At 40.0% G+C, this 13,566-nt stretch carries 7 protein-coding genes; 3 read left to right on the forward strand and 4 right to left on the reverse strand.

Annotated elements, in window-relative coordinates; translation table 11 throughout:
* Both KO513_RS00025 and KO513_RS00030 read right to left on the reverse strand, forming a co-directional pair.
* On the reverse strand, window positions 1-5,213 hold a 5,213-nt coding region (locus KO513_RS00025), incomplete at its 3' end, for an Ig-like domain-containing protein (protein WP_215911765.1).
* A gap of 54 nt (window positions 5,214-5,267) precedes the next feature.
* Window positions 5,268-5,987, reverse strand: coding sequence for a hypothetical protein (locus KO513_RS00030; RefSeq protein ID WP_215441328.1), 720 nt, complete (start codon window positions 5,985-5,987; stop codon window positions 5,268-5,270).
* Window positions 5,988-6,408: 421 nt separating this feature from the next.
* Here KO513_RS00030 and KO513_RS00035 point away from each other — a divergent pair, with 421 nt between their 5' ends.
* The 3 genes from KO513_RS00035 (at window position 6,409) to KO513_RS00045 (ending at window position 11,569) form a co-directional block, all read left to right on the forward strand.
* Window positions 6,409-6,774 (forward strand): hypothetical protein, encoded by a 366-nt coding sequence (locus tag KO513_RS00035; protein ID WP_215911766.1) that lies wholly within the window; start codon window positions 6,409-6,411, stop codon window positions 6,772-6,774.
* 189 nt (window positions 6,775-6,963) lie between these two features.
* Entirely contained in the window at window positions 6,964-10,107 is a 3,144-nt protein-coding gene (locus tag KO513_RS00040; RefSeq protein ID WP_215911767.1) for a SusC/RagA family TonB-linked outer membrane protein, read from the forward strand.
* A gap of 4 nt (window positions 10,108-10,111) precedes the next feature.
* Complete coding sequence (locus KO513_RS00045; RefSeq protein WP_215911768.1) at window positions 10,112-11,569, forward strand: RagB/SusD family nutrient uptake outer membrane protein; 1,458 nt, start codon at window positions 10,112-10,114, stop codon at window positions 11,567-11,569.
* Window positions 11,570-11,648: 79 nt separating this feature from the next.
* Here KO513_RS00045 and KO513_RS00050 read toward each other — a convergent pair whose 3' ends face one another.
* Both KO513_RS00050 and KO513_RS00055 read right to left on the reverse strand, forming a co-directional pair.
* Entirely contained in the window at window positions 11,649-12,887 is a 1,239-nt protein-coding gene (locus KO513_RS00050) for a hypothetical protein (RefSeq protein ID WP_215911769.1), read from the reverse strand.
* Complete coding sequence (locus tag KO513_RS00055) at window positions 12,887-13,354, reverse strand: TlpA family protein disulfide reductase (protein WP_215911770.1); 468 nt, start codon at window positions 13,352-13,354, stop codon at window positions 12,887-12,889. The genes KO513_RS00050 and KO513_RS00055 overlap by 1 nt, the downstream gene beginning before the upstream one ends.
* Between the last annotated feature and the right edge of the window lie 212 nt (window positions 13,355-13,566).

The following is a 13,566-nucleotide window of genomic DNA, read 5'->3' on the forward strand; positions in this document are numbered from 1 at the left end:
CCATCGGCGGCCAGTTCACTGCCTGGGATTGCTATACTATAAGCGCCTGCGCCATCTACCGTTCCCGTGTAATCGGTACCGTTGACCGTTAAGGTTACCGTGTCCCCTGAGTTAAAATCGCCACTCACGGTTCCGGTCACGTTGACGTTCCCGCCCGCTTCCGCGGCATTCAATACATTATCTGCAGTAATATCATCTATACTCAGTACAGGGACTGGAAGTGTAGCAATATGCTGAATATCTCTGGTTGCTTGAACAGCAGCAGTCCCCAAGCTGTTGGTAACATCTGCCGTTATAGTTTCCGTTGCACCTAATGCTTGTGCATCTATAGCAGGAATATCCAAAGTCCATGTATTACTAGAAACCGTAGTGGTATACGTTTCTCCATTTAAAATAACTGTTACCGTCTGTCCATCTTCAACATTGGTGCTTGTTCCGCTAATAGTTACCAGACTATCATCTTCTGTTGCATTGATGATATCATCTCCAGCCACTACATTAATTGCGATTGTTGGTGTTGGCACTACTGTAACATTTACCGTTGCTGTATCCGAATCATTGTTGGCATCCGTAATCGTATAGGTAAAGGAATCTGGTCCACTATACCCAGCTGCAGGTGTATACAATACCGTATCATCTGTTGGGTCTAATGGCGTACTATTATTATTAATAGAAACCGTTCCTCCATTTGTTGATGAAGCACTTGGAAGTGTAATTGCACCAGCATTTGGTCCATCTCCACCAAAATCATCAGGGCCATTACCATTATTTGCCAATACATTTAAATTATTGTTGTTCGAATCTTGTGCTACTGAAATAGCATCATCTTGAGCGGTTGGCAAACTATTTACGCCAACATTTACAGTAACTGTTGCTATATCGCAATTTGAAGGATTTGCGGCATCACAAATTTGATAGTTTACCGTGTATGAGCCCGTACCCGTGTTATTCGCTACATCTACAGAACCATCTCCATTTACCGTTAAAGGTCCGTTTGTAACCGGAGTTATGGTAACACTTGCAGGCGTGAGAATTACACCATTAAACTCATCGTTATCTAATACATTTAAAACGTCATTTACTCCAGTAAACCCTTCAACAGCAGTTATACCTGCCGAATCGTCAATAGCATCTACATTGTTTATAACTGTTAACGTAGCTTGTGCCTCTTCTGGACAAGAATTGTTTGCACTACTAACCAAAACCTTATAGATATTCCCATCCATGATGAGGGTAACATCTGAAATAGTTAAACTAGAATTAGTTGCTCCTGAAATGTTAGAAAACGTAGATCCAGAATTGGTGCTTACCTGCCATTGGTACGTTGGGCTAGCATTTACATCGTAAGTAGGATTTCCTGATGAGTAAGCCGAAGCATCTAAAACTGAAGCTGCTACTGTAAATGTAGCATCGTCACCAACTCGTTCTTCTTGGTCTGTTGGTGCTGTATCAATAGTTGTTTCTGATGCCGTTGTTACTCCGTTTGACGTACCTGTGTATGCCGTTGTAGCACCAGTTACTTGGCCGTTTGCATCGTACCCAGAACCATCTACTTCACCGTCGTTATCCTCGTCTAAATGACCGGCTTCTATAGCATCATTACAACCATCGTTATCGCTGTCTGTATCCACATTGTCCGTAAGGTCATCATCATCCGTATCTAAACAACCGATCGGTACAAAAGCAAATCCCTCATTTCTTGTCAAAACACTAGAGACCGTATGATAATCAACATTAAAAGGATAAGTAGCTCCATCAAGATTTAAATCTATATACCATTGTGAATCTCTTACAGCGCTACCTCCTGTGTCATAATCTAAAACAGTGCCTGAAGTAATGATTGCTCCGTGGGCATAATTTAAGATTTCATTTAATGGGTCATTAAGAACGGCTACATTTCCCCCTGGCCATGTAAGTGTAATTTCTTTTGTGGCATTTTGAGCGCCATATGTAGAACTTGGAGCATTGTTTCCTATTCGCAGAGAGAGTAGTTCTCCATTTTGAGCTTCATTTAAGGTGAGTGTCATATCAAAAACACTACCTGGGTTTATTGACCCTTCGTCCCAAATAACTAAAAGACCATCTGTAACTCCACTAGTAAAAACATTAAGTTCTACAGGTTCTGGCGAACCTAATGAAATTTCTACTTGGGAAGGGGATGTTAGGGAAAAAATCGTGTTCATGACTCCTGCTTCATATGAACCGGAAATTGTATTCGTTCCTTCTCCAGATATACCAGTAGCCAACAAAGGAACCCCGCATTCATCAGCATCTAAAATACCATCATTGTCATCATCTAAATCACAAAAATCACCTACTAGATCACCATCACTGTCTATATAAGAAGGGTGAGAAGGGTCACATTCACTACACTCATCTGCTTGTTGCGAGTTGTCTATTGCCGTTCCAATAGCCTGTGAAGTACCTCCTGGAAGACCAGCGCCATCTACAGTAGTCGTTAATCTATACTGAGCATCCAAATCTGCATAATCATAATTTGCCGCACCTTCAAGGGCATCTGGACATCCATCGCCATCACTATCGTTATCTAAATGATTAGGAGTTCCATCAGAATCTGTATCCAAGACTTGAAGCAATAAATCGGGATTGGATGGGCTTGAGTAAATATTGTAGGTACATGGGTCAAAATTAATTGAGAAAAGACGATTTACATTAGAGGTAGGGTTTGCTCCTATTCTCAATTTAAACTGGCTTCTGTCAAAATACCTAGCAGTAACCATAACATTGGTTGCATTTACGTCTATGCCTGTAGCCGCATCTAGAGACCCCTTGAATAATTTACCATAAGAAGTATTATAAATAGTAAGATCACTGGGATTTTCTACAGTTTGAACTGAAGCTCCATCAACATCTAACTCGACAAATTCTCGTCCTCCAACTCCATCTCCATCAACATCTATAGCTGTCAAATAGAATTGGGATATTTTAGTTGGGGTAGATGACCCCGTTAAAACAAATTGAAAATCGAATTCAACCAAGGAACTTTCAGTTTCTAATATGGGCTGAAAATTGGCTGTATTGGATGCATCATCATCAATAGTAGTTATTCCCGGATTTGGTGTTGAGGATACAATGGTAACCAATGCGTCTACACCCGTAGTAACCGATGCAAATCTATATACTGCCCCTGAGGTCAAATCAGTTCCACTTTCTAATGATGGTGAACTAAATGACAAGGCGGGGTAAGCATTACATACCTGAGATTGCATCTCATCTGTATCCAAAATACCATCATTATCATCATCTTCATCACAGTAATCTCCGATCAAATCTCCATCGCTATCGACATATAAAGGATTAGAACTATCACACTCACTACATGCTGTAGATTGCTGCAATTCATCTTGAGATGTACCTACACCCTGTGAAGTCCCTCCTGGAATGCCATTACTATCCGATGTGGCGTTTAAAGTAAAATCTTCATTTAAATCATTATAATCATAATTTGAGTTACCTTCAATTGCATCCGGACAGCCGTCATCATCACTATCTAAATCTAAATAGTTAGGTATGCCGTCATTATCATCATCAATCTGCTTACAGGCAAATACGATCATTTCAATGCCATCTGCGGTACCTGATGTGGTTGATGCGGATGGAAAGGTTAAAGTAAAAGTGCTAACCGTTCCCTGAATTTCCATACTACCCGCAGCCGTACCGTCTATATCATTCTGGGTAGATTCTGGGCTATATCCATTAGCCTGAATACCTGCAGTTGATCCCGCACCACCATCACTTGCTGTTGTAGAAGTCGCCAAAAAATCATCGGTACCTGCTAATTCTACCCAAGTTAATCCGTTTTGCAAAGTAATTCTTGCCGAATTTTGAACATTATCCGCCGAACCACCAATCCTATCAAAATGTATAATTGGGTTAGACACTTGTACAGGATTTCCAGAAGCATCCTCAAAACTTACAGTAACACTTTCCCCGAACAAAAAATCACATTGAATAGAGGAATCCCCTGCTAAATCTTCCGACCAAAACCCAGTTCCTCCAGGGTTAAAATTTCCTAGAGCAAAACCGTTTGTTGCCGCAGTGGTCATTCTAACTATTACCCCATTTCCATAATCATAGGTAACATTGTCAATAAAGCCTCCCCATGTACCTGATTGAATTGGAGTGCAAATACCTTCATCCGTATCTAAAATACCATCATTGTCATTGTCCAAATCATCTGCATTGGCTATACCATCCCCATCCAAATCTTCTGGAGTTCCCCCTGCAATAGTCCACGGTGAGAACTCAGCAACACCAGAAACACTAACTTTATTGCTGGCGAAATCAGAGGAACTAGCGCCTTTAGGTTCCCACTTATTTACTGTAGTATCATATCTATAGGAAGAAAGATTATTCTCTCCGTTACTAGGTACTTCTGCATCTGCATAAGAAAAAGTAAGGTTGGCAACCCCGGTTCCGGTTTTATCTAACTGCCAAAATCTATTAACCGAATTCCCGGATAAACTTTGATCATTAGTATCTACAATACTTGTTACATTTTCGGGTTGCGTAGGATATGGAGTCATATCCAGCCCCGTAGGATAAGTAGATACCGTAATTTCCCCTAAATTACCTGTGGCCCTTTCTACGGTTAAAGGAATACGTTCACCAGCAGCAGTACCAAAAGGAATGGTATAAGCGCCACCGGTACCGGAAGTTTGCCAAAGTACTTTACTTTGGTTCAATACATCTTCACTAATAATGTATCCTTCATCTGAAATAAGTGCCCCTATGAGTGAATTTGTAATCTGTAAAGTATTGGAATTTAAGTCTAGTCCCGAATTGTTAAGATCTATAACCCCTAAGTTCGTACCTGAAACCGAACCTCCTACAATGGTGTTCACCTCTAATGAAGCCTTATTTACTTCTAGAATTAAATTATAAAAAAGGGTTGTGGTTGTTCCGCCAACGGTAGTAACATCTGTAGTTTTGGTAAGGGTTACCGTTCCTTCGGAATCTGTTGTAAAAACTTGACTTGTACTATTGTTATTCAACCAGTTGCCGTCTACACTTATTGCAGATTCATTTTTTATTTCAGCATCTCCTGAAATTTGCAAATCTCCTTTATCTACGCGAATGCTTGCTCCTGAGGTTATTGAAATATTGGCTCCTGAAATAGTTAAGCCGCCCTGCGCAGATAGAGCAAAACAGTTTAAGATTAAAAGCAATCCAAATAAATGGTTGGTTCTCATACTAATGTGGTTATTTGTGAAAAGGGAAAATAATTTAGATAGTAAGCTAAACTGCTATCTAATTTCTAGCATAACTAGACCTAGGCCTGCCTGCGTAATGATTCCTCCGGTTGCCCGACCTACCAATCTAAGCTGTACATCTCCTTTAGCTGCAGTATCAATATCGGTCCATGGAGTTACAATTAAACCATCTACAGAAATTGACAATGCAGGCCCGAAACTACTGCTATTAACATAGGTCCAGTTAGACCCCCCATCAGTAGAGTATTGCAGTGCTATAGACAATTCGCCACCCAAACCAAGTGTTAAACCTGTAACATTAGCAACTATGCGAATTTCACTTGCATCGGATAGATCCATTTGAATGCGATGAACATCTAATCCTAAAAATTCTGTTAGAGATAAATTACCAATACTAGTCCAAAATGTGGGAGCTATTCCACTTAAAATTGTGATAACCGTACCTGCTGTTTTGTTATATAACTCGTATGGAACACCCTGCACGAACATCATGCTATTGTTCAAATCCGTATTATAGACCATGAGACCATCTGGTGGACTAACCAACGCATCCATTTCTACTGTAGTCATCCTAGGCATTAAGAGACCACCTGTTGTAGATTGAATATCCAATGCCGCAGCCGGGTCGGGAGTTAAAGTATTTATACCCACGGATTGAGCTTTAGCGGAGTATGAAAAAACTATGAGAAGAATGACTATGAAATAGTTCTTGAATAATTGGAATTCAGGTTTAAATACGGCTACTGATTTCATGTTGATATAAGATTTACAAGTTAGGTTGTTCAACTAATTTTAAAAGGTTTTCTGAATATACTTAATAATCCGCCAAAATTGTAAGATTATTACTATTTAATAATTACCAAAACAAAAGTATCATCTTAATTATTTAATGAAATAGAATGTTGTAAAACCTACTTAAAATTGATGTAAACAAACGATTTTTGTTATTTAAAAAAATTACAAATATCATTATATCAATTATTTAAATACCTATTTTAAAATTGACGAAATCGTTGTAGTTATCGGGATTTGTAGCAATTTTAACTGTGTTATTAGTAGGAATTTTTACATAACTATAAAAAACCATTTGTAAGAATTATTTTAACCCGCATAATTTGGGATAACTATGAAATAGCCCCTATTTTTGTCTCTTTGGTCCCAGAGAGGCATACTAATGAAGCACCTATTACTCATTTTAGCGGTATCTATGTTGTTAAAGCCTTTATGGCCTTTAATCAACTATGCCGTTAACTATGATTACATTGTTACCAACCTTTGTGAGAATCGAAATCAACCTATGCTTCGTTGTGATGGTAAATGTTTCTTAGCAAAACAGCTGGCCCAAGAATCTGAAGAAAAAGAGAAAAGCCCGTTTGAAAGCGAGCTTTCAAAACTGAAGTTACCCATTATAGATTGGTTCCAATCCTATCACTCCCAGTCCCTCCCATTAGATTCCGTACAAACCAATTACAAGCGATATCTTGCATTGGTCCCGTATGAACTTATTTCCGAAACCGGACAACCTCCCCAATTCATTTAGCAACACTCCGCTATTGCTGCAACGTTCACTTTCGCAATTTCCGAAGGTGTTCTTGTTATCCCATGAACACTGTTCACAGGACACTTGCGGCATAGAATTCAAATCATATTTTTTATTCAACCTGATTGCAAGACGAGATTGTTCTGCAATAGTTCTCTATCTCGCTATTGCTTTCAAAATGTAAAACCAATGAAATTTTTTACCGTATCCAAGAGACTTAAACCACCTTTTAGTCTATCCTTAAAAATAGGCTTAGCGCTGTTATTCACACAGCTTTCCTCTCAAGAAATAAAGGCTAAGACCGCTGTTCACCCATCAAGTTTTGTTCAAACCCATACTATTAACGGCTCCATTACAGATGAAAATGGTACGCCCCTACCTGGAGCCAATATTTTGGAAAAAGGTACTTCTAACGGAACCCTTTCCGATTTTGACGGAAATTTTTCTATGCAAGTTCCTTCTGATGCTGTTTTAGTTGTTTCCTACTTGGGTTATATCACCCAAGAAATAGACGTAAACCAACAATCTTCTATTTCTGTCCAAATGCATGAAGATGCCACGGGTCTGGATGAAGTTGTTGTTACGGCCTACGGAACATCCAGCAAAAGAAGCTTTACAGGGTCTGCTAAAAAAGTAGCCACCGAAACCTTAACGCGAACCTCAACAGCAAGTTTTGAAACTGCCCTACAGGGCAATGTTTCAGGCGTTAATATTTTCACTTCCGGACAACCCGGAGGTGCATCAACGGTGCAAATTAGAGGTGTTGGGTCCATAAACGGACTTACAGAACCTTTATACGTGTTAGATGGTGTGGTCATCAATACGGATAAAACACTGAGAGCTAACGGTTCCGGAGCTACAGCCTACAACCCGTTGTCCACCATTAATTCCCAAGATATAGCCAATATCACCATATTAAAAGATGCAGCAGCGGCTTCCCTTTACGGTTCCAGAGCGGCCAACGGTGTGGTTATTATCACTACTAAAAAAGGAAAAAATGGAGATACGGAAATTACGTTTGGTATGGAACTAGGTACTAGCCGAAACCTTACCCAAGAGAAAAACGTAAATAACGAGCAATTTAAAAGCCTGTGGCAAGAAGGACAGGTAAACCAGTACATTCAGAATAGTGAAAATGGGGAGTTTTTAAGAGTGTATGGCGATGATGCTCTTTATGCTTCGTATCAAAACCAAGCTCAAAGCGATTATGAGAGTATTTATGGCACCTCTGATGCCAACTCTGATTGGTTGGATGCCATTTACCAGCCGGGTACTCTTAGAAAATATAATCTATCCGCTAGAGGTGGAAGTGAGAAAACATCTTTTTATATCTCCGGGGATTACTTTGACCAAGACGGAACCATTATCACAACAGGCTTAAAACGGTATTCGGGAAGGGTTAATTTAGAAAACCAAGCCAAAGATTGGTTGCGCATTGGCATTAATCTATCCGTTGCTAAAACCGAAAGAAATGCCGGGAACTATGACAGCGGTTATGCTGGCGGACTCAATCCGTTATACATGGCGCGCGTATTACCTCCAGCTGCACCAATTTACGACCCTAATGGCTATGAGGGTATTGCAGACCTACCCAACGCCATAGAAAAAAATGCCAACCCTGTGGGGGTTCTTGAAGTAGGGAAATACTCCAATACCGAGTTTCGCACCCGTGGTGATATTTTTGCGGCTATAGACCTGACCAAAGACCTTAAGTTTAAATCAACTTTTGGGGTAGACCATCAATCTAACGCGGAAACCTTCTATGACAACAAAGAATTTGGTGCCGGTGGTGGTGTATGGAACGGTGTTCTCTACGTGGTTAAAAGTGAAGTTTTGCAGTACACAACTTCCAATCTACTCACCTATAACAAGCAACTGAACAGACATGGCTTTGGTGCGCTTCTAGGTCTTGAACTACAAGAGTCGGAAATGAGTTCAATTAACAATTCCGGGTATGATGTTCTAGACAGCAACTTACTTTCTTCCAGTTCTATTGGAACGCTTTGGTCATGGAACGGGTACAACGAAAACTATTCGCTTTTATCCTACTTTTCCCAGTTCAATTATAATTTTGATCAGAAATATTACTTAGCCGCTAGTTACAGAAGGGACGGCTCTTCACGTTTTGGCGAAGATTCTAGATGGGGCGATTTTTGGTCCGTTTCCGGAGGATGGATCGCCACGCAAGAAAAGTTCATTGACCTTAATGGTCTAGATTATTTTAAATTGAGAGGAAGCTACGGAACCAACGGAAACTTACCTCCGGAATTTTACGCTTCTTTAGCTTTCTTTGATACCAGCGGCAAAGGTTATGGCGGTTCTTCCGGACTTTCATACGGACAATTGGCCAACCCAGACCTTTCATGGGAGTTGAGTTACAATTTTAATATTGGTTTTGATGCGGTGCTTTTCAACAAGTTGAATATGACCGTTGAGTACTTTTCCAAAAATACAAAAGACCTATTGTTGAACATTCCTGTTTCCGGTACAACAGGTTTTAGCGACCAATTACAGAATTTTGGGGAAATGACCAATAAAGGCTGGGAACTTGAACTAGGCTACTCCCCTATTACAACCGATAGGTTCTCTTGGAATTCCAGGGTAAACTTAACACTTCTGGACAATGAAATCACTAAACTAAAAAGTGATTTAATTCCCAGCTACGGTTCACGATACGGGCAGGACCCGACCATTATAAAAGTAGGCGAAAGCCTGAACTCTTTTTACCTAAGAGACTATGCCGGTGTTGACAAAACCAACGGTAGCGCCCAATACTATGTTCTTGAGAACGGTGAGCGAACAGGCGCAATTACTACCAATGCAGAAGAAGCCGGTTTTGGTATTTTCGGAAAAGCGCTGCAAGATGTTCAAGGCGGTTTCTATAATCAATTTACGTATAAGGACTTTAGCCTTGACTTTCTTTTCACTTTTGGTATAGGTGGCAACGCGTATGATCGTACGCCATTTAAAAGGGACGATGACGGTTTTGCCCCACAGTTTACCAACACCGTAGCACAGTTAAATCCTTGGAATCCGAACAACCCGGACTCCAATGTGCCTATCCGTATAAACGGAAACACAAGTTTCTCCAATGACGTATCTACTAGACATTTGTACAGTGGGGATTATTTAAAATTGAGAAATCTAAAACTGAGTTTCAATTTACCGGAACTGAAGTTTATTAAAAGCGGAACGCTATATGTACAGGGCGATAATTTATTCCTTGCAACCGAGCTGGATGACTACGACCCTGAGGCGGTTTCCAATGGAGTTAACTTTTTTCAAGTACCAACGGCCACAAGTATTTTATTAGGTCTTCAAATAAAATTATAATCAGATGAAAAGTATCCAATATATAAAAATAGGCCTTTTGGCAGTCGTCCTTACAATCCAACAAGGTTGTAATGAAGATGTTTTGATCCAAGAACCAGATCACGTTATTTCGGAATCATTAGTGATTAATTCCGTAGAAAAACTTCAGGATTTATTGAACGGTTCGTACAGTGAAATTTCGGATGGTTCGTATTTAGGAAGAACCCTGTACAAAAGAGCGGCCGTAAAAGGCACGGATTTTAGATTTGTAAAAACTACGTTCAACCCAAGAGATTACGAGCAGACCGAATATCGTTACGAAGAAAGCAGTAACAACAACGGTAGCGCAGAAAGTATGTGGCTACAATGCTTCAAGGCAATTGGCAACCTCAACCTAATTCTTGATAATATTGAAACTGCGGAAGGCAACGATAACGAAAGACAACAAATTAAAGCACAAGCCCTAGCATTAAGAGGGATGATTTATTTTGATCTTACCCGTACCTTTTCTTACCCGTGGATACGTGAAGGTGCCAGTGCTCAAGGAATGCCGCTGAATTTATCCTCTACCGAAACTATTACCGAACGGAGTTCACTTGGAGAAACATACGAACAAATCATTGTAGACCTTAACGCGGCCCTAAATGAAATCGAAGACAATACTTGGGAACAGGGCAGTACAAAGTATATGACCAAAAGTGGCATTCATGCCCTTTTGGCACGTGTGTACCTGTACAAACAAGATTGGGAGAACGCACTCACCTATTGTAAAGAGGTGCTTAGGGTAAAAACCGAAGCGGATTTAATGGATATTTCCACCTATATTTTTGATGATTATACTACGGAATCTCTTTTTGAACTGAGCATAACTACAGATAACTCGGTAGGAAGTAACGGCCTTGGAGCACAATTTGATTTAAGGGATGGAGGCCAAGGAGATGTCATTGCCACCCAAACTTTTGTTGACCTTTTACAAGCATATGAAGGCGACCCACGTGCCGCTTTGTTACTTGAGGATAAAGAAGGTACCAATGCCGCATTCGTAAAATACATTAACCGAAGTGGTGGTAGCGGATTAAGTATTCACAACATTCCTATTCTACGCCTATCCGAAATTTATTTGATAGCTGCGGAAGCATGTGCCTACGGGGCAACCGGTGGTGACACCCAAGCTTTGGCTTATTTAAACACCCTGATCGCTAGACGTACCTCAGATTTTGACACCTATAAAGCAACAGAAACCGGCGAAGCCTTAAAAGCAAGAATTGCAGAAGAAAGAAGACGAGAACTTGCGTTGGAGGGCCACGCAGTATACGATTATATACGAACAGGAAAGAATATCAACAGACCTGAGTCCGACCACATAAATACGGGCGTAAACGTAAACAATCTTAACATTGAAGCTACATCGGCAAAAACCATCTATCCTATTCCTGCAAGCGAGATAGAAGCTTCACAAATGCAACAGACAAAAGGTTACTAAACACTATACCATAATTACCTTTTGAAAATAGCGGAGCAATGCTCCGCTATTTTAATTTTTAAACCCCATGTTCCCGGAACTAAAAATCGTTCAAGAATATGTAAGCCGTTTTTATGGTTGATAGGTCTTCGGTAACATCTGTCCATGCAAAATAAACCTTATCCCCGACTAAAGTCATCTGTGGAAATCCTGTTTTCCTAGAAGCACCAAGCTTACTCACAATAATCGCTTTTGACATTTCACCGGAACGATTCACCTTTGCCGTCTTAATCTGAGCTTCTTGGCCAACAGTCTCCATCCAACTAACAATAGCATTTTCCTTATCAAGTAAAATAAGGTCTACCCTACCCATAGTGGTGCTATCACTAATTAGAATAGGAGCATCAAAATTTTCACCTCCATCCAAAGAAAAAACCAGTTTAACCTTTGGTTCATTGTTTACCGCAGTAAACCAAGCAACGGCTAGGTTATTATTAATAGCATCGGCCTTGGGACCATTAACTGGACACCCGTTTATCTCCCATCCGTCATCAAAAATAAATTTAGGCTCCGTCCATTTTCCATTTACCTGTCTCGTAATGGCTATATCCCTTATTTCAGCATCCGTTCTATCCCTATATAAAACAACCGGGCCATTATCTGTAATTGCCGCTGTAGTTTGGCAGCAACTACATGTTTTGGCATCCAAAAGCACCTCATTACTGACCGTGCCATCTACTGCTACTTCCGCAGCGCGAATATTCATGTTCCCTTCATGACCATGGCCTCCACCTCCGGTGTTTCTACCATCTAACCACGTAACAAAAAATGCATCTTCGTTATATGGCAACATGGTTACAAAACCGTGTTCCGTTTTAGTACCGTCCGTATGCAAGGGTAGATTCGTACGCCAAGAAACATAAGTATTAGACTTTAGATGTAACTGAATGTCATACGAAAAAGTTTCTTTGGAAGATTTTTTTAGCACGTGCGATAATAAGTTTCCGTTGTTTTCCGCAATTGTTGGAAAATCGGCCCAATTAATAAACCAATCGGAACCTTGAACAATGGTTTCCGGTTCCGACCATTCGCCTGCAGATAATCGGGCAAATTTAAACTCGGCCAAAGAATCATTTAGTTCATGAACCCATGACAGTAAAGCTCCGTCATTGGCAGTAAATAAACTAGGTAATGAACTACCGCTCTTTACTGGCGAAACCAGAGGGTTTACAATTTCCTTCTTGCTTTCCGTATTACTAACCTCCTCTTGCTTGGGAACCTCTTTACAAGAAACCAGCAAGACCATAATACCCATTGCGGCATACCCTACACTTTTCATTACTCTATAGCTTTTAATTTTTTGATTATTTCCGGTCTATCCCACGTAGTGGTACCTATAATTTCATGAACCTTTTCCCCAGATTCGCTGAAAATAAAGGTAGTAGGAAGTGCGCGCACATTAAATTGGACCAATCCTCCTGTATACCTTAGATATTTAAATTTGTACGATACAGTCTGTTTAAATTTCTGAATTGCTTTCAGAGATTCTTCCGAAGCCAAAAGAATAACATACCCTTCTTTTTCCAAAACGGATTTTGCTTGCATTAAACTGGGCATTTCCTGAATACAGGGTTTACACCATGTAGCCCAAAAATTAAGTAAAATACGTTTCCCTTTAAAATCGGACAACGAAACGCCATTCCCCTCCAAATCCATGAATACTGCCTCCTGTTGTTCAGTTACAACAGAAATCTCTTGACTTTTTTCGGCTGGATTCTTCTTTTTACCTATCTTCTTACAAGACATCGTCCATAATAGACAACCTACTAAAAACATCAAACGTATCTTCATTCTTCAGTTACGGAATATAGATTGTAAAGATACCTAAAGTCTGTAGCCTAGCGGAAGTCATTTTCCTAAAAATAGTACAGAAGAAAATAATTTTTAAATAGTAAATAGGTTCATTACACGATAAATGCACCTATGAACGTTATCAATATAACTACAATCTAATCTTG

Source organism: Zobellia sp. B3R18, from assembly GCF_018860715.1.
GTDB classification, from domain to species: Bacteria; Bacteroidota; Bacteroidia; order Flavobacteriales; family Flavobacteriaceae; genus Zobellia; species Zobellia russellii.